The sequence below is a fragment of the Algirhabdus cladophorae genome, assembly GCF_044772865.1.
Classification (GTDB): domain Bacteria; phylum Pseudomonadota; class Alphaproteobacteria; order Rhodobacterales; family Rhodobacteraceae; genus Algirhabdus; species Algirhabdus cladophorae.
On sequence record NZ_CP173029.1, the window covers coordinates 3,557,914 to 3,584,389 of the forward strand.

Consider the following 26,476-nt stretch of genomic DNA (forward strand, 5'->3'; position numbering starts at 1 on the left):
CGATGACAGTTGGCGTTGTCATGTTAGTGCACACGGCTTTGGATCGGGCTGAACAAGTGGCGCGCCATTGGGCTGCGGGCGGTTGTCCAGTTGTGATCCACGTGGACAAAAAGGTTCCTAACAAGGTATTTCGCGCCTTTGTCTCGGCACTACGCGATGTGCCGCAAATCCAGTTTTCCGATCGCCATCGGTGTGAGTGGGGAACTTGGGGTATTGTGGCGGCGTCGCAGTCGGCGTCCGAGCAGATCCTGTCGGAATTTCGCGATATCCGTCATGTGTTTTTGGCGTCCGGATCGTGCCTGCCGTTGCGGCCCGTTCAGGAATTGATTGACTACCTGTCGGATCGGCCCCAAACGGATTTTATCGAATCTGCGACCACGGCGGATGTGCCTTGGACCGTTGGCGGTTTGGACGCGGAACGGTTTACCCTGCGCTTTCCGTTTTCATGGCGTAAAAACCGGTATCTGTTCGACAAATACGTTGAGTTACAGCGCCGCCTGCGGGTCAGTCGCAAGATCCCCGCAGGGCTAGTGCCTCATATGGGATCGCAGTGGTGGTGTTTGACACGCCAGACTTTGTCGGCCATTTTGGAGGACCCCGAGCGCGCGGATTATGATGCGTATTTTTCCAAGGTTTGGATCCCGGACGAGAGCTATTTTCAGACGATGTCGCGGCTCTATTCGCGGCATATCGAAAGCCGGTCGCTGACTCTGTCCAAGTTCGATTTTCAGGGCAAGCCGCATATCTTCTACGACGATCACCTGCAATTGCTGCGGCGGTCTGATTGCTTTGTTGCCCGCAAAATCTGGCCACAGGCCAATCGGTTGTATCAAGCGTTTTTGACGGATGCAGAAGGGGCGATGAGTAAGACAGAGCCAACGCCCGCCAAGATTGATCGGATATTCTCGCGGGCTGTAGATCGGCGTGTGCGCGGGCGGCCAGGGCTTTATATGCAAAGCCGGATGCCGCGTGAGGGTCATGAAAACGGCCTGACGGGCGCGCCCTATTCGGTATTCGAAGGGTTCAATCATCTGTTTGAGGATTTTGAACCTTGGCTAAAACGCGCCTCGGGTGCGCGGGTGCATGGGCATCTTTTTGGTCCCGGTGGCGCGCAATTTGCAGGTGGCGAGGCCGAGTTTCATGGTGCGTTGTCCAAGTCCGCGGTCCTGCGGGATTATAATCCGCGCGCGTTTCTGACCAATGTGATTTGGAACACGCGTGGGGAACGCCAGTGTTTTCAGTTTGGACCAGAGGACAATCAGGCGATCAGCTGGGATATTGCTAAAGATCAGAACGCACAAATTTCGGTGGTGTCCGGGGCTTGGGCGGTGAAGTTGTTCCGCCAGAACCGCAACTTTGCCGACATTCGCAAAGAGGCCGCTGCCCTGCAACGGATCGAGAGTGATCATCTGGATATTCTGCGGTCACAATGGAGCAAAGCGCGCGTTCGGATCTGGAGCATGGCCGAGTTTGTGGAAAACCCTATGGAGCCTTTGCAAACCATCATTGACGAAATCGGTCCAAAGCCCATGCGCCGCCTGCGCGAAGTGCCTAAGATGGCGGACCTGACTGGTTTCGGCCAATTCTTGCAGAACCTCAAAAACCAAGGCATGCACCCCTACCTCATGGGGGATTTCCCTGTGGGTCAGGATCCTGTCGGGCAGGTTCGTCCGGCGCGCAAACCTTATCTTGTAAAGAAGTAGCCTGCTGATGACCGAGAAATTCGACTACTTTGTGTTGTTTGCGGAAATGCGAACGGGCTCAAACTTTCTAGAGGCGAACCTCAATCAATTTGATGGGCTGACTTGCCATGGTGAGGCGTTCAACCCGCATTTCATTGGCTACCCTGACCGTGCGGATATTTTGGGCGTGACACAGGCGGTTCGTGAAAGATCCCCCGAAGCTTTGATTGCTGCGATCAAAGGGGCCGAAGGGAAGAACGGATTTAGGTTCTTTCATGACCACGATGCGCGGGTGTTTGATATCTGCATGGCCGATCCGCGTTGTGCAAAGATCGTGCTGACGCGCAATCCTGTGGAAAGTTATGTGTCGTGGCGCATCGCAACCCAGACAGGGCAGTGGAAACTGACCAACGTGACCCACGCCAAATCGGCGCAAATTACCTTTGATCAAGATCATTTTGATGCGCATTTGGGTGCGCTGCGCGGTTTTCAATTACAACTGATGCGGGGTCTGCAAACGACAGGGCAATCGGCGTTTTACATCGCTTACGAGGATATTCCGGATGTGGATGTTCTAAATGGTCTGGGCCAGTTTTTGGGGGTCAAGGATCGCCTGAAATCCCTGTCGAAAAAGCTCAAAAAGCAAAACCCGGCCAGTTTGGAAGACAAAGTTGCCAATTTCGACCAAATGAAAGATGCATTAGGCGGCGTTGATCATTTTGATCTGGGACGCACCCCTAATTTTGAACCACGTCGTGGCCCGAACGTTCCCAGCTATGTAGCGGCTGCAAAAGCCCCGCTGCTGTATTTGCCGCTGCGTGGAGGCCCGGATGCCCAGATCAAACACTGGTTGGCTAAGCTTGATGATGTTGGCGTGGATGGTCTGCAGGGCCGGTTCAATCAAAACAGCCTGCGTCAGTGGAAAAAGGCGCATCCCGGGCATCTGAGTTTTTCGGTTTTACGCCACCCCTTGGCCCGCGCCCACGCAGGGTTTTGTGCGCATATTCTGTCAACTGGTGCGGGGTCCTATCCGGCGATCCGCGAGACGCTACAACGTGTACACAACGTGCCTTTGCCAGCCGAAGGGGACGCCTATAGTTTGGCAGATCACCGTGCGGCCTTTACGGCCTATCTGCATTTTCTGAAGGCGAACTTGAACGGACAAACCAGCGTGCGGGTCGATCCGGTTTGGGCCAGCCAAAGCAATTTGTTGCAGGGTATGGGCGAGTTTGCGTTGCCGGATGTTTTGGTTCGCGAAGATGCGTTGGAAAAACATCTGGAACGTCTCACGCAGGATGTTGGTTGGACCCATGTTGCGGCACCTCAGCCTGAGGCCGATACGCCGTTCACATTGGCCGACATCTATGACGATGCCCTCGAGGCACTATGCCAAGAGGTGTATCAGCGCGATTACGTGATGTTCGGATTTGAGCAGTGGCAGGCGTCTTAGGCGGCTTGGCTGGCCGCCTGTTCTGTCAAGATTGTGTAGAGCGTGCCTGCGTCCGTGTTGGAGCGCAATTTCGCGCAGACGTCTTTGTCGCGTAACGTGCGAGAGACCAGCGCCAGGGCTTTGAGGTGATCAACACCCGCGGCCTGCGGGGCAAAAAGACCAAACACCAAATCTACGGGCTGACGATCGACAGCGCCAAAATCCATTGGCTTTTCAAGGCGGACAAACACGCTGACCACTTGGTCCAAACCGTCTAGACGGGCGTGGGGCAAAGCGATCCCATTGCCAACACCGGTTGGGCCCAGTGTTTCACGGTCAAGCAACGCATCCACGATCGCGGAGGCGTCCAGATCATAGCAAGCTTCGGCCTGCTCCGCGATATCGCGGAACAAGCGTTTCTTGCTCGAACTTTGAGCAATGACTTTCACGGCCTTTGAAACAAGGATGTCAGTAAATTCCATCGAAGTAAGTCCTGTAAACGGCTGGTGCAGTTATCCTGCGTTTTGTGGGTCTATCCAACCAATGTTTCCATCGTCCCGGCGATATACCACGTTGACGCCTGACTTATTCTCATTTTGGAAAACCAGCAAGGGTGAACCAGAAATTTCCATCTGCATTACGGCCTCACCTACTGATAATGAAGGGATTTTTGTCTCCATCTCGGCGACGATCATGGGCTGTAATGTCTCTGGTTCGGCCTCCGAATCGGACTCGGTGCTTTGCAAAATGTTGTAGGAGGCCCCGAAGTGTTCAACGGGTTGCGCGCGTTCGCGGTGATGATCCTTTAGCCTGCGCTTGTATCGGCGCAGTTGTTTTTCCATTTTTTCGCAGCAGGAATCGAAGGCTGCATAGATCTCGGGTTCGTGGGCTTTGGCCTGTGCGGTGAGGCCAGTGGACAAATGCACCACAGCTTCGCAGACATGTTCATGACCACTTTTGGAGAAAATGACATTCGCATCGGTCGGTCGTTCCGCGTATTTGTCGACGACCTCACCCAATTCCGTTTTCACGTGGGTTTGCAGCGCATCCCCAATGTCAATTTGCTTGCCAGTGATCTGATACCGCATTCTGTCTCCTTTAAAGATCATGGTCCAAAGCGCAACTCCCCTGTTGGCGGGGTGCTGAATTGGACTTTAGGTGAGCCTGCTTGGGTTTGAGAAAATCGCCCACGCCGAAGCGTGCAAACTGGATTTTGAAGTGGTGTCAAACCGTTGCATTGACATCACTTGGCGACAAAAGAGGGGTCAGAGTCAATCTTTTGTCGCAAAAAAGTTGTTAACCTTTTAGCGATTGAGAGCGATATGTTACCTGTAGGTGTCTGTATTGGTTAGGAAATTTTGAACGATTTCCCAAGGTATACACGGCGGACGTTTTCGTCGCGTACGACTTCTTCTGTTGTGCCACTCATTAAGACGCGGCCATCGTGCAGGATGTAGGCGCGGTCGACGATTTCCAGTGTTTCGCGCACATTGTGGTCCGTGATCAGCACACCGATGCCGCGTTTTTTGAGGTCAGACACAAGTGTTCTGATTTCGCCTACGGCGATGGGATCGACGCCCGCAAACGGTTCGTCCAAAAGCAGGTATTTGGGATCAGCCGCCAAACAGCGGGCAATCTCGGCACGGCGACGTTCCCCACCGGACAGGGCCAGAGCAGAGGCGCGGCGCAGGTGTTCGATGGAAAATTCGGATAGCAATTCCTCGAGACGTTCGCGGCGCTTGTGGCGGTCTTTGTGTGTGATTTCGAGGATGGACATGATGTTGTCCTCGACAGTCATGCCACGAAAGATCGACATTTCCTGCGGCAAATACCCGATGCCCAGCTTGGCACGACGATACATTGGCAGGTTGGTCACATTGCGCCCTTCCACCAGCACTTCGCCTCCTTCGGGGGTCACGAGGCCCGCGATGGAATAAAAACATGTGGTTTTGCCAGACCCGTTTGGCCCAAGCAGAGCGACGACTTCGCCACGGCCCAGTTCGAGGCTGACATCGCGGATCACCAGACGTTTTTTGTAGCTCTTGCGTAGGCTGGTGATTTTCAGGCCGCCGCTGCCTTCGGCAATTTTGAGATCGGGTTTGGCCATTAGTTTTGGCCAGACGACTGCAGCAAGGTCCGTACACGACCATCCAATTGCGCGGTGCCGGTTTCTAGATCAACGGTCATACGGTCGGCAGACACGGCGCTGGGGCCTTGAGTGACGACCACATTACCGCGCATCAACACGGTGCCAGTGGACAGGGTATAGTCTGCTTCATCGGCCTCGGCGGCCTCGGGACCGTTGACAAGGGTGACGCCGCCAAAGGCCAGCATCTGTTCGATTTCGCTTTGATCCTCGGTATAGATCACCACAACGCGCTGGGCGCTCAGCCGCATCTCGCCTTGGCCCACGATCACGTTGCCGGTAAAGGTCGCGGAACCATCGGTTTGGTTGATGCTGAGTTGATCAGAGGTCACTTCGACTGGGGCGTCAGTGTCTTGCTGCATGCCGCCAAATTGCAATTGTTGGGCCGTGGCAGGTCCCACCAAAAGAGTGGCGGCCACGATCATGGCAAATACAGTTTTCACAAATCTATCCCTTAATGCAGTCTTACGGCGTGTATATCAGTTTCACGCCCTTTTTGAAAACCAGAAGATACTGTGCATCGTTAGATTGGCTAAGTTCCATCTGACCCGCCTGCAAGAACCCCAGTGGACCGGTGCCCTGCACGGTGCCTGCAGTTGTGATGTGGGTTTTGCCAAGGGCAGATGTCAGGCTTTGGGTCAGGATTTGGTAGCCATCGGAGGTGTCGAGTTGAACGTTGCCTTCGAGAGTGACTTGGTTCGTGTTGTTGTCGATGGTGCCACGTTTCGATTGGATGTCCATGATCCGACCGCTTGGCAAAACCAATTCGGCTGTCAGGACTTTTGCGCTCATTAGACCTGTGTTGTCGACGTCGGGCCGCGCGGTTTCGGCGACTACTTTGATGGCCGCGCCATCGCTGGTAATACCGGAATATGTGGGTTCTTTGATCTGTTGTTCACGCGCGCTTTGTTCCACATCGACCTTTGCGTAGGGCAAGGACAGCGATGGATCGATGGGCTTAGAAAACAAAAAGAGTGTCGACAAAAGACCTAGTGCGACCAGCGGCAAGACGATCTTGGCCCACGCGACAAAGCGAGAATAGCTGTTGTCAAAGGCCACTACACCACGCCAGCACGCAGACAATCATGGATGTGCAAAATCCCTAGAGGGGTCCCGTCCTGTGTGGGGTCGACCACAAACAGGCAGGTGATTTTACGATCATTCATCAACGCCACGGCTTCCTCGGCTAGGGCTTGTGGGGCAATTGTGGTCGGGTCTTTGGTCATTACGTCACCCGCGGTCAGCCCCAGCAAACCGTCCATGTGCCGACGCAGGTCCCCGTCGGTCACGATGCCCGTAAGGTAGCCTTGGGGGTCGGTCACGCCAACCACCCCAAAGCCCTTTTGGGAAATGGTCAGCAAAGCCTCGCTCATGGGTGTCGTGGCAGGGGCTACTGGTAAGGCGTTTCCGGCATGCATCAAGTCGCCCACCCGCGCCAGTCGCGCGCCCAGTTTGCCACCGGGATGAAAGTCGCGAAAGTGTTCAGGGGTAAAGGCGCGGTGTTCCATCAGGGCGATCGCGATGGCATCCCCCATGGCAAGCGCCATGGTGGTTGATGTTGTGGGCACAACGCCAGTGCCGCACGCCTCGGCCAGTTTAGGTAAGATCAAGGCTACATCTGATTGTGATATCAACGTACTAGCAGGATTGCTGGCCAGTCCAATCAACGGAATTTGAAACCGCCGCGTGTAGGCTAACAGATTTGCAAGTTCGGGCGTTTCGCCAGAATTGGACAGGACCAAGACCACATCGCCTTGAGCCATCATACCCAAATCGCCATGGCTGGCTTCGGCGGGGTGCACGAAATGGGCAGGCGTTCCGGTAGAGGCCAATGTGGCGGCAATTTTTCGCGCAATATGTCCCGACTTGCCCATGCCTGACACGATGACGCGACCTTTGGCTTCCAAGATAAGCGAGATCGCGCTGTCGAATCCATCGTCCAACTGCGCCACCAAGGCGTTCAGAGCGTCGGCTTCTGTTTGAATGACGCGCTTGGCCGTGGCCAGAAAACTTGGGCGATCTGTCATGGGAGTGGCCTTTGGTTAATGCGAAAAGATATCGATGTCGGGCCATCCGGCCAGATCCAGCTTGGCGCGGGTGGGCAGAAAATCAAAACACGACTGCGCGGTTTCCATGCGCCCCTCGCGTTCGAGCATGATGTTAAACTTCTCGCGCAGTTGGTGCAGGTACAAAACATCCGACGCGGCATAGTCCAATTGCGCAGGCGTCAAAGTGGGAGCACCCCAATCGCTGCTTTGCTGATGCTTAGAGATATCGGTGCCCAGCATTTCCTGAAGCAAGGATTTTAGCCCATGCCGATCCGTGTAGGTGCGCACCAGTTTTGAGGCGATTTTTGTGCAATAAACCGGTGCGGTCAGCGCGCCAAACGCATTGTACATCGCGGCGATATCAAAGCGTCCAAAGTGGAATAGTTTCAACACCTCTGGGTTTTCCAGCATAGCGCAGAGATTGGGCGCCTCGGTTTGGCCTTTGGCAACTTGCACCATATGCGCATTCCCGTCACCGCCCGACATTTGCACCACGCACAGGCGGTCCCGATGGGGGTTCAGGCCCATGGTTTCACAGTCGATCGCAACAATGGGTCCCAAATCCAGCCCATCGGGCAGATCGTTTTGATAGAGATGATTGGCCATGGGGATCCTCTGATTGCGTGTTTTGACGTGTTCACAGGGAGATAGGCGTTTTGCCCAGTAAACTCAACGGCCCAACCAAAGCTTGGGAAATGCTTGCTTAAAGGGATTGGGCCCTTGCACAAAAAAGGGGGCGCTGGGCCCCCTTTCGTTTGTGCGGTGTCCTGAGGATTAATCCATTATGATTTGGAAATCCACGCGGCTGTTAGGCAAGCTTGGCTGGCCCGCAACATCAACAGATTTTGAGGGCGCACCGATGAGGATTTTCTCGCCTTCAAACCCTGCGGCCACCAAAGATCCCATCAACGCTAACGCGCGTAGGCGGCCTGTGTTGTAGTCCTCGCGCAGCCCCTGATCATCGGAGTGCTGACCGACAAGACGTAAACGTGCGCCTTCACAGTTCGCAGCCTCTGCGGCCAATTGATAGACTGACTCTAGTTCGCTGATCGAGACGGTGATGGCCCGCGGTGCGTAAAAGAGGTTGGTCTGCGCCACTTTGGTTTCAAGCTGTTTTGCACAGGTTGATGCGGCTGGACGCCAAAACTGGCCACCCGAGTTCAGCGAGGCTGTTTTCACATCGCGAATGATCGAAAATTCCACGCGGCGGTCATAGTAGGCGCGGCCCTTTGGCCCTGTGATGTTTGACGGTTGCTGGTCGCCAAATCCTACGGCCACAAAGTTTGTGGTTTCGATGCCCGCAGTGGACAGGAGCGAGATCACCGATTGCGCCCGTTGTTCGCTGAGGCGTTGGTTGATCCGGCTGTCCCCTGACGGATCAGAGTGGCCTTCAACCTGAACCGTAAAGCCGGGGCAGGATTGCGCGACTTGACCGATCAAACGTGCCTTGATCAAGCCAGATGCTTCGGCGGACAGACCACCGGATGGAAAATAGATTTGCGTTTGGCTGGCCAAGGCCGCCAGATCGTTGCCACAGCTTTCCTCAGCGGCCAGCCGGGCCTGCGCGTTGGAAAAGAACGTTGCAGCCTCGGCCGTGTCGAGAGTTTCAACAGGCTTGGCCGGTTCGCTGAGCGCGGTTTCAACCGGAGCAGTTTGCAGCACGCCCAAGGGTTCGTTACGGGTCACGTCCTCGGTCTGGGCAGGTTTTGCCGCTACAATCGCCGCAGCAATTTGATCGCCTTGAAGCTGTGGTTGCGGTTCGACGACCAAAGCATTCTCGACCAGATTGTTGAGGTTGTTGACCCGTTGAGGTTCAACTTGTGGTGTTGCCACAGCAACCTCTTGTTCGTCCAAGCCAAAGAAGGCTTTGGTGCGATCTGGGTCCAAATAGGCTGCAACGCCTAGGACCAATGCGAATGGAACCATGGCTGCGATTGGCGCACTCCATGATCGTTTTTTAGGTTCGTGTAGTGTCATTGCTCAAATAGCCCCCACTAGATGTAGTTATTTTTTTTGGCCGACCAGCAGCATTTTGCCGACTATGACACCTATAGCGTATAAACATGGGGTTTCGTCAACGAGAAGTACCTCAAAGACACCGAAATACGCATCTTGGCGCGACAAAATACAATTATAGCGGGTGTTGTTGGGGAGGTTGCCTAAAAGGTGCTGGCAAAAAGGGCAGCTGCGGTCACACCATCAATAAGCTTGGTCTGCACGACGGGTGCCGCTTTGCGTTCGATATCAACCATGCCACCGCAGCCCAAAACGATGGATTGCACGGCGTCTTCGTCGTTTGCGGCCCGGATTTCTGCGATAATTTTGGTCGCCGAGGCGTCGGGGTCGGTTTCAATCGCCAGTACCGGCACATCACTGGCACGGACCTTGCCCAAATGGCCGGACAGACCGTAATTGTCGATGTTGGTTTTGAGCACTGGCACAGAGATTGGCAGCGTGGTGACCACTGAAAACTTGGGACCATAAAGGGCGGCCATATGATAGGCGGCCTGACCAATTCCAATCACTGGGCAGGCAGCAATTTCGCGGGCTTGCGACAGTGCTGTGTCGTCAAAGCATCCGATGATGATGGCACTCGCGCCTTGATCCGAGGCTTGGCCCACCAATTTCAACAGCGCCGGCGTGGCAGCTATCCCGTCTGCCTCACCTTGGATCGAGGCCGGACCGTCATGTGAGGTCCAGCCTTCAAACCTGGCGTGAGGCGCGGCGGCCTGTGCGGTCTGCAACATGGCCTTGGTCATGGTTTCGGTGCTGTTTGGGTTGATCAGGACAATCATAGCATGCCCTGACCTGCGTCGGACCCAGCCCGGGCTTTGCGGCGCCCACCGAACCAAGCCAAGCCCAAGAACAGGCCTATCATCGCCAGAGAAAACACAGTTGTCAGGGTGCCAAGGGCATAGAGCACGGGGGAGGTGACGTTTGTGGTCATGCCGTAGATTTCCAGCGGCAGCGTGTTGTAGCTGCCCGCGGTAAGCAGGGTTCGGGCAAATTCGTCGTAGCTGAGGGTAAAGCCAAACAAGGCGACCCCGATCAGCGAGGGCGCAATGATTGGCAGCACCACATGGCGCAGGGTTTGCCATGGGCTGGCGCCCAGATCACGGGCGGCTTCTTCATAGCTTTTGTCGAAGCGGTTGAAGACAGCGAACATGATCAACAGGCCAAAAGGCAGCGTCCATGTCAGTTGCGCGCCAAAACCTGACGTGGACCAATGCACATTCAGTCCCGATTGGGAAAACAGCAGGCCCACCCCCAGTGAGATCAGGATGGACGGGATCACAAGTGAGGTAATGATCAGATAAAACAGGATGTTTGAACCTGGAAATTTGTGACGAAACGCCAGCCCGCCCATGACCGATACGACGACAGTGACCACCATCACCATCAGTCCAAGGGCAAAGCTGCGGCGGAAGCTGCCCCATATGTCGCCAACGGCTTGCTGTTCGAACAGATCGCGGAACCAATGCAGCGATACACCGCGCATGGGGAAGGTCAGCCCGCCACCTTCACCTTGGAAAGACAGGATGCCGATGGTGATGGTTGGCCCGTAAAGAAACAGGAGGAACAGGGCGAAAAAGACGCTGAGGACGTAAAAGGATCGAGGGCGCGGTTCCATGCCTAAAGCTCCTTTCTGATGTCGACGAAGCGCAGCAAAATGCCGATGGTGATCAGCACGGTCAGCAGGAGAACAATCGCCGTGGCCGACGCGCTGGGGTATTGCAGAAGGGCGATATCGTTGGAGATCAGGCGCCCGACGTTGGCGGACTGGCTGCCACTCATAAACCGAACGGTGATGAAATCGCCCATCACCAAAGTGACCACGAAAATGGTGCCGATCATAATGCCCGGTTTGGTCAATGGGATGATGACGTTCCAGAGGATTTGTGCGCCATTTGCGCCCGCATCGCGCGCGGCCTCGATCAAGGATTTGTCGATCCGCATCATCGTGTTAAAAATCGGGACAACCATGAACAGCGTGTAGAGATGCACAAAGGCGAGTATCACGGCGAAGTCTGAAAACAGCAGCCATTCGATCGGTTCATCAATCACGCCCCATGAGATCAGTGTCGAATTGGCGATCCCGTTGCGTCCCAGAAATGGAATCCATGAGATCATGCGGATGATGTTGCTGGTCCAAAACGGGATCGTACACAGCAAAAACAAGGCGATCTGCCAAGTCAGAGTGCGGATGTGGAACGCCAGATAATAGGCCACCGTGAATCCAATCAGCAGCGTGCAGGTCCAAGTAATGAAAGCGTATTTGAAGGTGTTAAAGAAGACTGTGTAGGTCACTGGTGACCCGAACAGGAATTCGTAATTATCAAACTCGAATGCGGGAATGATCGAAAATTCAGTGGCCCGCCAAAAGCTGACGATGACGATCAAGACGATCGGTAATACGAGGAAAATCAGTAAAACTGCCGCCAATGGCGAGACCATCAGAAGGCTGGATATGGCAGAGGTGTCGCGCAGTTTTTTCATTGGGGCATTCTTGCGTAAAAAAGGGTGCGCCACATCGCAGCGCACCCGAAAGGCAGTTTAGGCTGCGATAAATTCGTTCCATTTGCGGACCATGTACTGGTTTTCGTCCATGACGGAGTTCCAGCACACAACGGATCCCATGCGTTCGAGGAACGACCCACCGTCGCGGACTTCACCAGCACCCGCCAGCTTGTCACCTGTTGGGGATAGGATGTCGCCCATCGCGGCTTTGCCTTCATACCAGAAGCCCCATTCGTCATCAGACATGAACGCTTTGGACGTCTCAGGCACCGCAGAATAGTAGCCTTGACGCATCAGGTAGCCCCCAACCCAGCCGGAAAGATACCAGTTGATGTATTCATAGGCTGCATCCAGTTCGATACCTGACAGAGCAGCCGAGATACCCAAGCCACCGCCCCAAGACCGATAGCCTTCTTCCAGCGGTTGGTAGATGCAGGGGATGCCTTGCGATTTCACGGCTGTGATCGCAGGGGACCACATGGACTGGATCACTACTTCGCCAGATGCCATCAGGTTGACGCTTTCATCGAAGGATTTCCAGAAGGCGCGGAATTGGCCATTTTTCTTGGCCTCGGTGAAGATGCCGATTGTCAGATCGATCTCTTCTTTGGTCATGTTGCCTTTGTCGGGGTAGGTGTATTCGCCCATGGATTCCACGACCATTGCCATGTCCATGATCCCGATAGACGAGATATCAAGGATAGAGGCCTTGCCTTTAAATTCAGGGTTCAACAGTTCGGACCAATTGGTAATGGGTCGGCCGATCAGGTCAGGGCGGATGCCCAATGTGTCGGCGTTGTAGATGGTGGGGATCAAGGTCATCCAACCGGATTCTTCCTGAACAAAGTCGGTGCCGTTTGGCCCGGATGTAAAGCCAACGGTGTGCGGTGCGGTGCCCTGAGCGATTGTGCTGGTCGGTGTCAACAGGCCGCTGCGGAAGGTTCCGGCGATCTTGTCATAATTGTCGATTTTGGAGGTATCCATGGCCTGCAGATTGCCCGCACCCCAAACCTTTTTGGCGATAAAGTATTCGATGTCAGCGATGTCAAAGCTGTTGGGCTGTGTCGCCGCGCGCTGGGTTACGCTGTCGGTGTCCAATGCGGTCATTTCCAGTGTAAAGCCGAGGTCTTCTTTTACTTTCATTGCAACATCATTGAGGTTGGACACGCCTGTTCCGAACTGGCGCAATGTCACGTCTTTGATGTTTTGCGCCCACAGCATTGGCGCGCCCAGAGTGGTTCCGGCCACTGCGGCGGTAGCGCTTTTCAAAAGTGTGCGGCGGCTCAAGCCGTTTCGTTGAGTGAATTTGGTCATTGGGTCGTCTCCTTGTCAGGTTTTGGATTTTGGAAGAGGGCGCCGCGGTTCACGCGGTCAGTTTATGTTGATCGTTGGCGTCCCAGTGCAGACCGATGAGGTCGCCGGGGTTGTGCGGGTTGGCAAAAAAGATGGTGTCGGGGATCAGTGCCATGACCTCTTGATCCCTAGCGATGCGCGCGTGCACGGACACATGGGTGCCTTGGTATTCAACGGCGGTGATATCGCCCTGCAACGTACCTTTGTCCGCAGGTGTCAGCTGCACAGCATCTGCGCGAATGGCGAAACGCCCTTGGGCCAGGGACACGACGTTATGGCTTCCGATGAATTGCGCAACAAAAGCTGTTTTTGGCGCGTTAAAGACGTCGCGGGCTGGGCCTGCCTGTTCGATAACTGCGTTGTTCATTACGACGATTTCGTCGGCAAGGGCCAATGCCTCGTCCTGACCATGAGTGACATGCACAAAGCTGATGCCAAGCTCGCGCTGAAGTTTGCGCAACTCGCCACGCATGCGGACGCGCAAAAACGGATCGAGGGCGGACAAAGGTTCGTCCAGCAGCAATACGTCAGGACGTGTGATCAAGGCGCGGGCCAAAGCCACACGTTGCTGTTGGCCGCCAGATAGTTGATCTGGTAGGCGGTCGCCGAGCGCACTTAGATCGACCAATTCCAACATCTCGCCTGCCTTGCTCAGACGTTGCGCTTTGTCCTCGCCTTTCATCTTGAGGCTAAAGGCTACGTTTTCGGCCACACTAAGGTGCGGAAAGAGGGCGTAGTTTTGGAACATCATGGCTGTGCCGCGCTGGGCGGGTGCCAGATGTGAAATATCGGTACCCCCCAGTAGGATTGCCCCGTCGGTCACACTCTCGTGGCCTGCGATCATGCGCAGCGTTGAGGATTTACCACAGCCCGATGGGCCGAGCAGGCACGCGTATCCGCTGGGCTGAAAATGATGACTGATCTTGTTCACGGCCACGGTTGTTCCGTAGCGTTTGGTCACGCTGACCAGTTCAAGCTCTTTACGATTATGTTCCATGTCACCCCTTGGTTGCTTGCAGCAAAGGATGGGCAGGGGGTGGTCGGCAATTCTTGGCCGGTTCAAACAGGGCTGGATTCCAGAGTTGCCCGTAAATTGAGCGGCTTATGGGGGGCTTGGGTAAATAATGCACACAAAATTGTATACAATTTAGAATCAGGTTGAGTACATTTTCGTTTCCAGTTGAGCGCCCTGCGCCCCTCTGACACAAAGGCGATACGAGGACACGCCGATGAAAAAAACCGCCAGCCTAGACACGAAAACGCCTGCTTCCAGTGCCCAGATTGCAAGCGCGCTGTCTTTGGCTATTCACGAGCATCGCATCGCACCCGGCACCAAACTGGGTGAGGATGAATTGGGTGAGATTTACGGAGTGTCGCGCACTGTTGTTCGGTCGGCGTTGCAATCCCTGTCTTACATCCAGCTGGTTGAAATTCACCGCAATCGCGGCGCCTTTGTCGCGCGGCCCTCACCCAAAGAAGCCACGGAAGTGTTTGAGGCGCGCGAATTACTGGAGCCGCGAACAGCACGCACCGCTGCCCAATTCGCCACCGAAGCCGACATTGCGCTGCTGGAGCGCCATATCAAGGATGAACACGTGGCGCTGGACGCGTCTGATTTGGGACGTGCGTTATATCTGTCGGGGTTGTTCCACATGGAGATCGCCCGCATCGCCAACCAATCGACCATAGCTGCTATGATCGAAACACTGGTGGCGCGGTCGTCGTTGATTATCGCGCTTTATTGGCGGCGGGAAAGTGCGCTATGTGAAAAGCATGCGCATCACGCGCTGGTACGGGCTTTGGCCCAAGGAAATGGCGCGCAGGCTGAGGAGTTGATGCGCAGTCATTTGGTAGATTTGCATTCTGCTTTGGACTTGCGCCAACAGGTTGGCAACTTTGGCAGTCTCAAGGATGCGCTGCGACTATGACCGTCCGCAATATGACGGAACTAGAACTAAACGATGTTCTGGGCTGGGCCACAAGGGAAGGGTGGAACCCCGGTGTTGAGGACGCTCCTGCGTTTTTTGCTGCTGACCCAAACGGGTTCTTCGTCAAAGATGTGGATGGTTGCCCTGTAGCGGCTATCAGTGTCGTCAATCATAGTAACGATTTTGCGTTTTTGGGCCTCTATTTGTGTTTGCCGGGATATCGCGGGCGTGGTTATGGGATGGAGGTCTGGCGCCACGGGTTGGCGTATGCCGGTCGGCGCTGTGTCGGATTGGACGGTGTTGCGGCACAACAAGACAACTACCGAATATCAGGATTTCGCAAGACCGGCCGCACGGTGCGCTATCAAGGTGTGGTGTCCCACAGGGCGTGCCCAAACGTTGTTGCAGCGACCACTTTGGATCGAAGTGTCTTGCTGGAGATGGAGCGTATTGCGACTGGAGCCATGCGAAATCAATTTATGGCAAACTGGTTCTCCCGGACCCGGTCGCGTCGGACTATGGTGCTAAAGCGTGGGAGCGAGATTGCTGGTTTTGCAACCGCCCGTGAGTGTGGCCTAGGGATCAAAATAGGGCCTATTCAAGCGGAAAACGCGCAAGATGCCTTGGATCTGTTGCGGGCTGTTGCCCCACAGCAGGACGACGCACCGGTGTTTGTTGACGTGCCCGATACTGCGCAGGGTTTGAGCCTGCTTTTGCAACAACATGGCTTTGAGCCAGTTTTTGAAACCGCGCGCATGTATCTGAATACTCCACCCATCGGACAGCCCCCGCCCTATCACGCGATTGCCTGTATGGAACTGGGCTGATTGGGTTGTGGTTCGGACTGTGCTAGTCTTTGCGATAGCATTTAAAAACCGGATCAAAGGAAACTCAGATGTCTTCACCCAAACCAAACGTTGGCGCGCCCGTCGCTGAAATGAGCTTTCCTGTTGTCGGGCAAGACAACACCCTGACCATTGGCCAATCCAAAGATCGGTGGACTATGCTGTTTGTTTATCGTGGTAAGCACTGCCCCAGATGCAAACGGTTCCTGAACAAGTTGAACGCGGTGTTGGGTGCTTGGCAGGAACAGATGGATGTGATCGTGGTATCGGCGGATACGGCGGAAAAAGCTGCGGCTGACAAAGCCGAGTTTGGTTGGGATTTTGATCTGTGCTACGGGATGACCGAGGCGCAAATGCGTGGGTTGGGTCTTTATGTTTCGACGCCTTTGTCAGAGGCTGAAACCACAGGCGTTTTTGCCGAACCCGGTGCTTTTGCGATCCGCCCTAATGGGACGTTGATGTTGGTTGATATCTCGAACGGACCCGCGGCGCTGCCTGATCTTGAGGAATTGTTGGACGGTATGATCTTTAACATCACCAATGATCGCCCGGAGCGCGGAACAGCCTGAGCCTAGCCTGCCTCGCGTTCGGCCCATCCTGCAAATTGTCGTTCCAACAGGATCACTGCGTAATACAAGACGATCCCAAGGAACGCCAAGGCGATCAGAACAGCGAACATCAATGGGTAATCGCCGTTGGTTTCGCCGGATTTGAACAGCGCTCCAAGGCCTTTGCCATGGGGGCTGACAATCTCGACTAAGTTTGTGCCGATGAACGCCAGAGTGGCAGAGACTTTTAAGGCACCGAAGAATTCTGGCAGGGTCTTGGGCAAGGCTATTTTGCGGAAAATCGTAAAACGCGATGCCCCCAAGGCCCGCAGAATATCGCGGTATTCTGGTTCCAAGGTCGACAGGCCTACACCGACGGAAACTGCGATAGGAAAGAACGAAATCATAAAGGCCATCAAGACCGTGTTGAAGTTGTGCTGGCCTATAAAGATCAGCGAAATGACAGGTACCAAGGTGGCCTTGGGAATGGCATTAAACCCGACCAACAACGGGTAGAGCGCGTCACGGGCAATTTTGGAAAACCCGATGATCATCCCGATCAACGTGCCAAAGATCACTGCAAGAAACAGACCCACGACGGTGCGCCAGAGCGTGTCCCAGCCCATGATCAAAAACAGGCCTTTGTATTTCCAAAAGGCGGGCGGCAAATCGGATGGTGAGGCCATTTTGTAATTGGGCCAGTTGTTGACCCATACCAATGCTTCCCATAGCCCCAAGAAGATCAGGACGGCCATAAGGGGGACTGCGATTTTCTTGAGCATCAGTGCTGGTCCCCGTCACGCCCTTGGGCAATTTTGATTTGATCCCGCAGGATGTGCAGCATATCGGCGACTTTTGGGGTATACAGAACGTCCAGCGTACGGTCCTCGGGCAGGTCTACATCCATCACGTATTGGGTGCGGGCGGGACGACCGGACAGGACAACCACCTGATCGCCCAAGAAGACGCTTTCGCGTAGATCGTGGGTGATCAGCACAGCAGTGAACGGCTCGGCCTGGCGCAAATCGCGCATGGTTTGCCAAAGGTCCTCGCGGGTGAAAGCATCCAACGCGCCGAACGGTTCGTCCATGATCAAAACGTCCGGCTTGTGCACAATCGAGCGACACAGCGAGGCGCGCTGGCGCATGCCGCCAGACAGCTCGGACGGGCGCTTGTCCTCAAAACCAGTAAGGCCCACCATGTCCAGCAGGTCCATCACGCGCGCGACGCGATCTTTGCGGGACATGCGCGGTGCGACAATTTCAAGAGGTAAAATGATGTTATCGAGGATGGTTCGCCATTCCAGCAAGACAGGGTTCTGGAAGGCCATGCCGACGGTATTTCGGGGGCCTTTGACCCGCTCGCCGTGCAGCCAGACCTCGCCGTGGTCAGGCTTTAAAAGACCCGCAACGAGGCGTGTTAGGGTCGATTTTCCGCAGCCCGAGGGGCCAACAACGGCGGCAAATGTTCCCTTGGGAACGCTGACGTCAAGCCCGTCCAACACAGGCAGAGGCCCGCTGTCGGTTGCGTAGGCATGCGTGACGTCTTTAATTTCAATGAGATTTTCGATGATAGGCCCCGTTGGTTGCAGGCCACCGGACGTGTGCCGCTGGCCTGCTTTGTTTCTGACTTGGTTTATTTCAACATCAAAGTGCCGTCGGAAGGCAAGTAGCTGCTGTCAAAATAAAGCGATGCGTCGGGTTCTGTTTGGAACTCGTACACCGATTTTGTTTGTTCGATTGCGCTGGACATACGATCCGCATCGATTGTGCCCATGCCGTTTGCCTGCACAAAGTCGGTGAGAACATTGGCATCGATGGCCATTTGCAGGCGCTCGGTCTCAAGGGCTGCATCAGCGGCTGGGTTGCGTTTCATCAATGCAGCGATTGCGGCATCTGGTGTCGCGATGGCATCTTTCCAGCCTTTACCTACAGCGGACAAAAAGCCCGTCACAGCCTCGGGGTTGGCTGCAGCAAAGTCAGTGTTGACGATGATTGCGTTGCCATAAAGGTCGACGCCGTAGTCAGCCATCAGCAGAACCGAGATATCATCCGCCGGAACGCCCAAACGTTTGAGGTTCAGGGTGGACGAGAACGAGAAACCAGTGATCGCGGCTATGTTGCCTTCGGCCAGCATTGGCTCACGTGTGGGGAAGCCCACGGGTTCTACAGTGATTGCGGCTGCATCAATGCCGGTTTCAGCGGCAAAGATAGGGAACTGGGCCCATGCGCCATCGGGGGGCGGGGCACCCAGAATTTTGCCTTGCAGATCGGCTGGGGCCTCTACACCCAAAGATTTGCGGCCAACAACGGCAAACGGTGGTTTGTCATAAACCATCATCACAGCGGTGACTGGGGCGCCTGGGTTTTGGTCCAAAAAGCGCATCAGCGAGTTGATATCGGCAAACCCCATTGGGAATGCGCCTGTTGCAACTTTTGGGATCGCATCCAGCGAGCCGCGACCTTCGCTGATTGATACGTTCAGATCAGCGTCGGAAAAATAGCCCGCATCAAGGGCATGGAAGTAGGGGGCAGACGGCCCTTCAAATTTCCAGTCCAAGGCAAAAGGTAGGTCGGTTTCAGCGACGGCCGATGTCGCAAGCAGTGCTGCGGCAAAGGTCATGAGTGATTTGTGAATCATTGACAGAGCTCCATATTTCGTCGCCCAAAAGTTAACGCAGCCCTCTGGCGTTGCCCATCTAAGCCACAAAAAACTGCTCATTTTTCGTACTGCGCGGAATAATCGCCCAAAATTTAAGCAAAAATTCTGATATCAGTTAGGTTTTTATGATACCCTAAACAGCAAAAACATCCATAGGTGGTGCGTCGTCTGATGCAAACAATCGAGTGGCAAGGCGCGGCTGCTGTCAGGGCTGCGCTATAGCTGCAACGGCTGCTTGAATGGCGGCATGGGTTTGTTCCAAATCATGCTCCGTAATTGCCAAGGACGGGTAGAGTTTGCCGGGCGATTTGAACACGCCATTTGCCCGCAACACGTCGTTGTAGGTTGCATTCACAGCCGGGTCATCGTGACGGGCCGATCGATAATCAAGGCAGGCTGTCTGGGTGAAAAAGATATCAAAAAGCGTTTCATCCCCGCAGACTTGATGGGCGATCCCAGCGGCATCCAGTGCCTCGGATTGCATGGTTTGCAACGTGCGGCCAAGTGATCTGAGACGCTCATAACAACCCTCGCGGCGCAGAACCTCCATGGTTTTGAGCCCTGCTGCGGCGGCAACAGGGTTGCCAGACAGTGTACCCAGTTGCATCAACCAACCATCGGATCCGACCATGGATTTGTCGAAATGCTGCATGATCTCGGCGCTGCCACCCAGTGCTGCCAGAGGAAATCCGCCACCGATGATTTTCCCCAAGGTACAGATATCAGGCGTGATGCCGTAACGTTCTTGGGCACCGCCATAGGCCAGTCGAAATCCAGTGACGATCTCGTCAAAGATGAGCAGCACATTGAATTTGTCGCACAGATCCCGCAGGCCTTGGAGGAAGCCGTCAGCGGCAGGAATAATCCTTTGCAGAGGTTCTGCAATAATAGCAGCCACATCGTTATGTTCGGCCAAAAGGGTTTCCACTGCCCCAAGGTCATTGAAGGGTGCAATCAGCATTTGATCTGCAACGCTTTGAGGGATACCGGCGCTGTCGGGCACGGCCGTGGGGAAGTTCGTGCGAACGGCGGGGGCGAGGCTCATTTGTGCCTCGGCACTCATACCGTGATAGCCGCCCTCAAACTTGAGGATTTTATCGCGCCCCGTGTAGGCGCGGGCCAGCCGCATGGCGTACATATCTGCCTCGCCGCCAGAGGCTACAAAGCGGACCTGCTCGCAGCACGGCACCGCATCCACGATCGCCTCGGCCAGTTCTATACCTTTGGCGTTATTGGCGAAAAAGGTCATACCTTTGGGCAATTGTTCCAAAACGGCTTCCATGACTTCGGGATGGCCGTGACCCAAGAGCATCGGGCCAGATCCAATCAGATAGTCGATGTATTGGGTGCCATCTTCGTCCCACACATGGCTGCCATGCCCCTTGGCGATCACGATGCCAGGGTCAAAATTTCCGAACCCACCTGCCGGTAAAACCTCTGCGGCGCGATTGATCCATTCCGATTGTGACGTCAGTTTTTGCATGTTTCAGGCCAGTTCAAGTAAAGGGGTTCCAAGGGTCGCAGGATCCGGGGTGACGCCTAGTCCGGCGCCCTCAGGCGGGCCGATCCGTCCGTCTTTTCGAATGGGGGCGTCGGGGCAGATGCGCGGGGTCACGTAGCCCGACAGATCGCAAGTGTTTAGCAGTGCCCCTTGCGGTGTTGAGGCTGCAAAATGCAGGGATGCGGCGGTCACGATGTCGGAGCCCCATGTGCATTCCGAACAAATCTCGGCGCCCAGATGCACGGCTAAATCCCGCGCCCGGCGCATGGCAGACAAGCCGCCAAATTTCGAGAGCTTCAGCGCCACGGCGTCTAGGCAACCCAATTCATGGGCGCGCAACAGGCTGGCCAAATCATAGACACCTTCGTCAATTTTCATCGCAAGCCCCGTGGCTTGCCGCACGGCGGCGCAATCTTCCAGTGTTTTACAGGGCTGTTCCAGCATCACATCCAGATGGGCCACGGCGCGGCCTGTCCGAGTGGCATGCAATTTGGTGGCCCCACAGTTCCAGTCACCATAGACCAAGGGACCCTCGCCCACGGCCTCGCGCACTTTGATCAGGCGTTCCGCGTCAGCGTTCCAGTCGGCATCAGCGCCCAGTTTGGCCTGAAACTGGCGGATCCCGGTAGCATAGGCTTCGCGTGCAATGCGGGCCATTTCGTCGGGATCAATACAGGTGATGGAATGATAGAGTGGCATGTCGCGCCGGGTGCGTCCGCCCAACAGTTGATACAACGGCAGATCCGTTGCCTTACCGTAGAGGTCCCAAAGCGCCATATCGACGATAGATTTGGCATGCAGATGGCCTTGCAAGAACCCATCCAGTTTGCGCATCGGGGCATCGACGCCAGTGGGGGTGATCCCAAGGATTTCAGGGGCCATTTCGGTGATTGCGCTGGGCACCCCATCGGCAAATGCAGGCAAATAGTGGGGGATTGGGCAAACCTCACCCCAGCCTTGCAGGCCCGTGTCTGTGTCGAGGCGCAGGACATGGGATTTGACGGTCGCGCATGTCTTGCCCTCGGCCATGTAGTAGGTTTCATGGCTGGTCAGATCGACAGACCAAAGAGTGATGCCTGTGACCTTCACTTATAGATCGCCTCTGGATCGCCAAGGGTGTCTTCGTCGGGATGCACGCCCAATCCGGGCCCCTCGGGCAGGTGCAAATGCCCGTCGATGTTGCGGGGGCCACGCCCGCCAGCAATTTCGGCAGTGATCATATCCTGACAGGCCCAAACCCCATGACAATTGGCGTCTGGGATGGTGGCGGCCAGATGCAGGGCTTCGGTATCCGCCAGAACAGAGCCACCTGTGGCCATCACGAACATATCGATCCCATGGGCCAAAGCCACGTCGCGCATACGCGCGGCTTTGGTCAGACCGCCGACGCGGTTGAGTTTGATGCCAAAGACCTCGGCCAGCCCATCGCGGGCAATGCGCGTGGCGTCCTGAAGGGTCACAAGGCTTTCGTCGACGGACACTGGGGCCGCATGTTTGCCGCAGATTGCGGCGATATCATCGAGGCTTTCGCAGGGTTGTTCAAACATCACGTTCAAGTTTTGGGTCGCGGACATGACGCGTAGGGCTTGCTGCCGCGTCCAGCCGCGATTGACGTCATAAAGGACGATTTCGCCCTCGCGCCGGATGTCTTCCACATCGTGGATCCGTGCAATATCACGCGCCACATCGCCGCCGATTTTCACCGAATGGGCCACGTATCCGCGCTGGCGGTAGCGGTCGATGACGGCGCGTGTTTCCTCAACTGTTTTGGCCCCAACAGACGAGGCGATGGGGCGCGGTGTGCGCGAACCGCCCCCCATAAGATCTGCGATTGGCATGCCTGCTGCCTGCCCTGCGATATCCCAACAGGCCATATCAATGGGGCTTTTGGCATAAAGATGACCGGGCAAAGCATGTTCCATGGCCCGTTCTACATCCAGCACACAGCGTGGATCGAGGCCCATGATAAAGGGTGCCATGGTCTGGATCCCTGCGCGAATCCCGGGCCCATGGGCGGGTACATAGGTATGGCCCCACGGGGTGCCCTCGCCCCAGCCGGTGATGCCTGCATCCGTCTCGACCTTGACCAATGTGGCGTCCAGAACTTCGAACTTTAGCCGTCCGCCAGATAGCCAGTAGGGATGCTCGAGCGGCAGGTCGACGTGGTAGACGGAAATTTGGGTTATCTTCATAGTGCATACTCCGCCACGGCCGCGCCGAGGCTGTCAAAATCGGGGGTAACGCCAAGGCCGGGACTGTCTGGTGCATATAGTTTGCCATTTTTGGCCCAGGCCCCTCCTACACCGGTCGAGCGGGTGTTGTAGTTCATAAGATCCGTGGTGTTTTGGAGGTATTCCGGCGGCGTGGAGGCGGCAAAATGGGCGACAAGGGTGCTGGTGATCTCGCCACCCCATGTGTCTTCGCTGACGACAGGGATGCGGTTTTCTATAAGAAAATCGCGCACGCGGCGTGCTTTTGACAGGCCTCCGAGGTTCGACAGTTTCAGGCAGCACATTTCAGCCCCGCGGTCGGCCACGATGCGTTGGGCCATGGCCATACCTGTGAGGCATTCATCCAGCTTCATTGGTTGGGTTGCGACACGGCGAACCTGCTGACATTCCTCGTAGGTCCGACAGGGTTGTTCAAGAATATAGTCCAGATCAGCCGTTGCCCGGGCCACACGAATGGCATTGTCCACACGCCAGCCTTGATTGGCATCTGCCATTGCCTTTTCGCCCGGTTCCAGCAAATCAACACCGGCCTTGATCCGGTCGATGTCACCAGCCCAATCACCGCCGACCTTGATTTGGAATTGTTGGTAACCCTGCGCGCGATACCGCTGCATTTCCGCCAGTGTCTCGTCCGTCGCTTTTTGTGGGGCCACGCGGTACATGGGCGCGCCATCGGTTAGCTTGCCGCCCAAAAGCATCCACAAAGGCTGATCGCAGGCCTGCGCCAGAATATCCCAACATGCTGTATCAAAGGGGGCTTTGGCATAGCCGTGGCCTTGCACCAGATGATCCATAAGCTGTTCAATCCGCGCCACTTGTCGTGGGTCCTGCCCCAGCAATTCAGGCGCCACCAACCGAGCCAGCGCTTCGACCCCTTCGGAATGGGCAACCATGTAGTTTTCACCGCAGGGTGTGAATTCCCCGCAGCCCTGAAGCCCAGCATCCGTGTCGATGACCACTACGCTGGCCTTGGCGGTTTTGATGGCATTGCCTGCACCCCAGACATAGGTCCCGCCCACATAGGGCAGGTCCGTTTTAAAGATGCGGATGCGGGTGATTTTCATCGTGCGCCTCGCAAGGGGGTGGTGCTGTATGTCATCAGGCATCAACGCGCGGTTTCAGGCTGTCGGGATCATAGGCGGGCGCACCCAAGACGCTGGCCGAGCGGGGTTGGCCATGAATGACCACCTCAAGTGCTGTGCCCGGTTCTGCCGCCTCAGGTTTGATATAGGCAAAGGCCAGAATTTTCCCGACGGTCGGCCCATAGGCGACCGAGGCGGTCGATCCCACGACTTGGCCGTCCATCATAACGGCCTCGCCGCCATGACCATCTGAAACGCCATCTGGGGTAATTTCCAGATAGGCGCAGACCCATGGAAGATCAGAGTTCAGCGTCTTATCGCGGCCCAGATAGTCCTTGTCGGTGCGCGCAAAACGCAGCACGTCGGCCTCGGCCAACGTCACCTCATTGGTCAGTTCGCCTGCGCCTTTGAACCCTTTTTCCATGCGCATGACATTCATTGCGAACGCGCCATAGTTGCCAATTCCAAAGGCATCGCCTGCGGCCATGAGGGCGTTATAGACATCAAGGCAGGCCGCATTCGGCATATGTAGTTCCCAGCCCAATTCCCCTGCATAAGACATGCGGAGGGCCCAAACTGAGTGGCCGGCGACGGTAATTTCTTGGGCCGATAGCCAGCGGAAGCCTAGATTGCTGAGGTCTGCATCGGTGCAGGCACCCAATACGGCGCGGGCTTTTGGTCCATTCAGGGAAAGAGCTGACCAATCTGCGGATAGGGCGGTGACAGTGGCGTCCTCACCTGCCCGGTGTTGGTCCAGATGATCCAAAAGGCGCTGTTCAAAGAACGCAGCACAGACGAGGTAGAACCGGTCTTGGGCCATACGTACAATTGTGGTTTCTAATTCGATACGGCCTGCGCGGTTCAGCATATGGGTTAGGGTGATCGATCCCACCTTTTGGGGCATCCGGTTAGCCGTAAGCCGGTCAAGCAGGGCGTAGGCATCGGGGCCTTCTACAGTGACCTTTGTAAAGGCGGTTACGTCCATCAGGCCCACGGCCTCGCGCACCAATTTGACTTCTGCGGCGACCATATCGTCGGCGGCTGTACGGTTAAAAGAATAGTGATCCTGTTGTACCACATCGCCTTTAGCGAACCATCGGGGCCGTTCAAAGCCGTAGACCTCTTCATGCACAGCGCCTTTTGATTTCAGTAATTCGTGCAAGGGAGATGGTTTGATCGGACGGCCTGCCAAGCGGTTGAAATGCGGGAACGGGATTTCGTGACGCAGGCAATAATCCTCTTCGGCTTTGACCACTTGCCAGTCTTTTGTTGCATAGCTGCCAAAGCGGCGCGGATCGTATTCACGCATAGAAATATCAGCGGCACCGTGGACCATCCAACGGGCCAGTTCACGGGTCAAACCCGGGCCCCAGCCGATCCCGATCTGCGTGCCGCAGCAACACCAATAATTGCGCACACCGGGTGCGGGACCGATCAACGGGTTGCCATCGGGTGGATGGCTGATGGCCCCGTGAACCTCACGCTGAATACCAAGCTCGGCAAAGATGGGCATGCGGTTCAGGCTTTCCTCAAGATAGGGCATGATCCGGTCATAGTCGGCGTCAAAGAGCCAGTTTTCGTAATCCCATGGGCAATGATCGTGCCAAACCGAGTTTGGATTTTCCTTCTCGTAGATTCCGATCAAGCCGCGCCTTTGTTCCATGCGGATATAACCCGAGACTTTTTTGTCATCGCGAATAACGGGCAATTCAGTGTCTAATTCGGCGAATTGAGGCACTGGTTCGGTGACAAAGTAGTGGTGGGTCATTGAGGTCATGGGCAATTGCAGGCCCGACCATTCACCCATTTGGCGTGCATAGGTGCCGCCTGCGTTGACCACATGTTCGCACCGGATTGTGCCCTTGTTTGTCTCGACCACCCATTCGCCGTTGGTGTCCTGAGTAATATTTTTCGCAAGGCACTGGCGGACAATTTTGACGCCTCTTTGCCGAGCACCAGCTGCCATGGACATTGTGACGTTCGTGGGGTCAACATGGCCATCATCGGGGGTGTGTAGCGCGCCCAATACGCCATCAAGATTATAGAAGGGATGCAGTTCAGCGACTTTTGCAGGGCTGACCAATTCGATATTGAAGCCCAAGGCGCGACCCACCGAAAGAGTGTGACGCAGCCAATCCATTTCATCCTCGGTATAGGCCAGACGGAACGAGCCGCAGCCATGCCATGTAACGGGTTGGCCGGTATCGGCCTCAAGCGCGCCGGAATAGAGATCGATGTTGTAGTCGACGCATTTGCCCAGACCAAAGCTGGAGGTCGAGTGCGTGATCTGGCCTGCGGCGTGCCATGTGCTGCCCGAGGTCAGTTCTGCTTTCTCGAGCAAGACCGTGTCGTCGCCCCAGCCTTCGTGTCCGAGGTGATAGGCAAGGCCGACGCCCATTACGCCACCTCCGACAATAACGACCCGTGCTTGGGTCGGAAATTCTGATGACACAACCATATCCTTTGTTGGTGCTGGTTTTTCTGTTCGCGTTTTTGGCGCATGA

26 protein-coding genes are annotated in these 26,476 nt (G+C 55.6%); 5 read left to right on the forward strand and 21 right to left on the reverse strand.

The window, feature by feature from the left end; translation table 11 throughout:
* Window positions 1-2 precede the first annotated feature (2 nt).
* Both ACIRQ6_RS17270 and ACIRQ6_RS17275 read left to right on the forward strand, forming a co-directional pair.
* Window positions 3-1,703: a beta-1,6-N-acetylglucosaminyltransferase gene (locus ACIRQ6_RS17270; RefSeq protein ID WP_420861853.1), complete on the forward strand. Its 1,701-nt coding sequence runs from the start codon at window positions 3-5 to the stop codon at window positions 1,701-1,703.
* A 7-nt stretch (window positions 1,704-1,710) separates the two neighbouring features.
* On the forward strand, window positions 1,711-3,132 hold the full coding sequence (locus tag ACIRQ6_RS17275) for a nodulation protein NodH (protein ID WP_420861854.1): 1,422 nt from the start codon (window positions 1,711-1,713) through the stop codon (window positions 3,130-3,132).
* On the opposite strand, the gene ACIRQ6_RS17280 is transcribed toward ACIRQ6_RS17275, so the two are convergent.
* The 13 genes from ACIRQ6_RS17280 to ACIRQ6_RS17340 form a co-directional block, all read right to left on the reverse strand.
* Window positions 3,129-3,593 (reverse strand): PTS sugar transporter subunit IIA, encoded by a 465-nt coding sequence (locus ACIRQ6_RS17280; RefSeq protein ID WP_420861855.1) that lies wholly within the window; start codon window positions 3,591-3,593, stop codon window positions 3,129-3,131. The genes ACIRQ6_RS17275 and ACIRQ6_RS17280 overlap by 4 nt on opposite strands.
* Window positions 3,594-3,623: 30 nt before the next feature.
* The gene (hpf, locus tag ACIRQ6_RS17285; RefSeq protein ID WP_420861856.1) at window positions 3,624-4,199 is read right to left on the reverse strand and encodes a ribosome hibernation-promoting factor, HPF/YfiA family; all 576 of its coding nucleotides are present in this window, start codon (window positions 4,197-4,199) and stop codon (window positions 3,624-3,626) included.
* A gap of 260 nt (window positions 4,200-4,459) precedes the next feature.
* Window positions 4,460-5,218, reverse strand: coding sequence for an LPS export ABC transporter ATP-binding protein (gene lptB, locus ACIRQ6_RS17290; protein ID WP_420861857.1), 759 nt, complete (start codon window positions 5,216-5,218; stop codon window positions 4,460-4,462).
* Window positions 5,218-5,700 carry a lipopolysaccharide transport periplasmic protein LptA gene (lptA, locus tag ACIRQ6_RS17295; RefSeq protein ID WP_420861858.1) on the reverse strand — a complete coding sequence of 161 codons (483 nt, stop codon included), beginning with the start codon at window positions 5,698-5,700 and terminating at the stop codon, window positions 5,218-5,220. Before lptA ends, lptB begins: the two co-directional genes overlap by 1 nt.
* A gap of 22 nt (window positions 5,701-5,722) precedes the next feature.
* Window positions 5,723-6,316, reverse strand: a complete 594-nt coding sequence (gene lptC, locus ACIRQ6_RS17300; protein ID WP_420861859.1) for an LPS export ABC transporter periplasmic protein LptC — start codon at window positions 6,314-6,316, stop codon at window positions 5,723-5,725.
* Complete coding sequence (locus ACIRQ6_RS17305) at window positions 6,316-7,284, reverse strand: KpsF/GutQ family sugar-phosphate isomerase (protein WP_420861860.1); 969 nt, start codon at window positions 7,282-7,284, stop codon at window positions 6,316-6,318. The genes lptC and ACIRQ6_RS17305 overlap by 1 nt, the downstream gene beginning before the upstream one ends.
* A 15-nt stretch (window positions 7,285-7,299) precedes the next feature.
* Window positions 7,300-7,911: a ribonuclease D gene (locus ACIRQ6_RS17310; RefSeq protein ID WP_420861861.1), complete on the reverse strand. Its 612-nt coding sequence runs from the start codon at window positions 7,909-7,911 to the stop codon at window positions 7,300-7,302.
* Between the two features lie 168 nt (window positions 7,912-8,079).
* Window positions 8,080-9,282 carry an OmpA family protein gene (locus ACIRQ6_RS17315; RefSeq protein ID WP_420861862.1) on the reverse strand — a complete coding sequence of 401 codons (1,203 nt, stop codon included), beginning with the start codon at window positions 9,280-9,282 and terminating at the stop codon, window positions 8,080-8,082.
* Window positions 9,283-9,464: 182 nt separating this feature from the next.
* The gene (locus ACIRQ6_RS17320) at window positions 9,465-10,100 is read right to left on the reverse strand and encodes an aspartate/glutamate racemase family protein (protein ID WP_420861863.1); all 636 of its coding nucleotides are present in this window, start codon (window positions 10,098-10,100) and stop codon (window positions 9,465-9,467) included.
* A complete protein-coding gene (locus tag ACIRQ6_RS17325; RefSeq protein WP_420861864.1) occupies window positions 10,097-10,936 on the reverse strand; it encodes an ABC transporter permease in 840 nt (279 codons plus the stop codon). The genes ACIRQ6_RS17320 and ACIRQ6_RS17325 overlap by 4 nt, the downstream gene beginning before the upstream one ends.
* A 2-nt stretch (window positions 10,937-10,938) precedes the next feature.
* Window positions 10,939-11,802, reverse strand: coding sequence for an ABC transporter permease (locus ACIRQ6_RS17330; RefSeq protein WP_420861865.1), 864 nt, complete (start codon window positions 11,800-11,802; stop codon window positions 10,939-10,941).
* 57 nt (window positions 11,803-11,859) lie between these two features.
* Window positions 11,860-13,137 (reverse strand): ABC transporter substrate-binding protein, encoded by a 1,278-nt coding sequence (locus ACIRQ6_RS17335; protein WP_420861866.1) that lies wholly within the window; start codon window positions 13,135-13,137, stop codon window positions 11,860-11,862.
* A 49-nt stretch (window positions 13,138-13,186) separates the two neighbouring features.
* Complete coding sequence (locus ACIRQ6_RS17340) at window positions 13,187-14,173, reverse strand: ABC transporter ATP-binding protein (RefSeq protein WP_420861867.1); 987 nt, start codon at window positions 14,171-14,173, stop codon at window positions 13,187-13,189.
* Window positions 14,174-14,405: 232 nt separating this feature from the next.
* Between ACIRQ6_RS17340 and ACIRQ6_RS17345 the strand changes: the two genes are divergently transcribed.
* From ACIRQ6_RS17345 to ACIRQ6_RS17355, 3 genes are all read left to right on the forward strand, one after another.
* The gene (locus tag ACIRQ6_RS17345) at window positions 14,406-15,104 is read left to right on the forward strand and encodes a GntR family transcriptional regulator (protein WP_420861868.1); all 699 of its coding nucleotides are present in this window, start codon (window positions 14,406-14,408) and stop codon (window positions 15,102-15,104) included.
* Window positions 15,101-15,931 carry a GNAT family N-acetyltransferase gene (locus tag ACIRQ6_RS17350; protein WP_420861870.1) on the forward strand — a complete coding sequence of 277 codons (831 nt, stop codon included), beginning with the start codon at window positions 15,101-15,103 and terminating at the stop codon, window positions 15,929-15,931. Before ACIRQ6_RS17345 ends, ACIRQ6_RS17350 begins: the two co-directional genes overlap by 4 nt.
* Before the next feature lie 68 nt (window positions 15,932-15,999).
* Window positions 16,000-16,518 carry a redoxin domain-containing protein gene (locus ACIRQ6_RS17355; protein WP_420861871.1) on the forward strand — a complete coding sequence of 173 codons (519 nt, stop codon included), beginning with the start codon at window positions 16,000-16,002 and terminating at the stop codon, window positions 16,516-16,518.
* 2 nt (window positions 16,519-16,520) lie between these two features.
* Here the strand turns inward: ACIRQ6_RS17355 and ACIRQ6_RS17360 are convergent, their stop codons facing one another.
* The 8 genes from ACIRQ6_RS17360 to ACIRQ6_RS17395 form a co-directional block, all read right to left on the reverse strand.
* Window positions 16,521-17,279, reverse strand: a complete 759-nt coding sequence (locus tag ACIRQ6_RS17360; RefSeq protein WP_420861872.1) for an ABC transporter permease — start codon at window positions 17,277-17,279, stop codon at window positions 16,521-16,523.
* Window positions 17,279-18,067, reverse strand: coding sequence for an ABC transporter ATP-binding protein (locus ACIRQ6_RS17365; RefSeq protein ID WP_420863931.1), 789 nt, complete (start codon window positions 18,065-18,067; stop codon window positions 17,279-17,281). The genes ACIRQ6_RS17360 and ACIRQ6_RS17365 overlap by 1 nt, the downstream gene beginning before the upstream one ends.
* A 65-nt stretch (window positions 18,068-18,132) precedes the next feature.
* Window positions 18,133-19,137, reverse strand: coding sequence for an ABC transporter substrate-binding protein (locus ACIRQ6_RS17370; protein ID WP_420861874.1), 1,005 nt, complete (start codon window positions 19,135-19,137; stop codon window positions 18,133-18,135).
* 226 nt (window positions 19,138-19,363) lie between these two features.
* On the reverse strand, window positions 19,364-20,641 hold the full coding sequence (locus tag ACIRQ6_RS17375; RefSeq protein ID WP_420861876.1) for an aspartate aminotransferase family protein: 1,278 nt from the start codon (window positions 20,639-20,641) through the stop codon (window positions 19,364-19,366).
* Between the two features lie 3 nt (window positions 20,642-20,644).
* The gene (locus tag ACIRQ6_RS17380) at window positions 20,645-21,688 is read right to left on the reverse strand and encodes a mandelate racemase/muconate lactonizing enzyme family protein (protein WP_420863932.1); all 1,044 of its coding nucleotides are present in this window, start codon (window positions 21,686-21,688) and stop codon (window positions 20,645-20,647) included.
* A gap of 56 nt (window positions 21,689-21,744) precedes the next feature.
* Window positions 21,745-22,851 (reverse strand): mandelate racemase/muconate lactonizing enzyme family protein, encoded by a 1,107-nt coding sequence (locus ACIRQ6_RS17385; RefSeq protein ID WP_420861877.1) that lies wholly within the window; start codon window positions 22,849-22,851, stop codon window positions 21,745-21,747.
* The gene (locus ACIRQ6_RS17390) at window positions 22,848-23,954 is read right to left on the reverse strand and encodes a mandelate racemase/muconate lactonizing enzyme family protein (protein ID WP_420861879.1); all 1,107 of its coding nucleotides are present in this window, start codon (window positions 23,952-23,954) and stop codon (window positions 22,848-22,850) included. The genes ACIRQ6_RS17385 and ACIRQ6_RS17390 overlap by 4 nt, the downstream gene beginning before the upstream one ends.
* A gap of 34 nt (window positions 23,955-23,988) precedes the next feature.
* Window positions 23,989-26,424 carry an FAD-dependent oxidoreductase gene (locus ACIRQ6_RS17395; protein WP_420861881.1) on the reverse strand — a complete coding sequence of 812 codons (2,436 nt, stop codon included), beginning with the start codon at window positions 26,422-26,424 and terminating at the stop codon, window positions 23,989-23,991.
* Window positions 26,425-26,476: the final 52 nt, after the last annotated feature.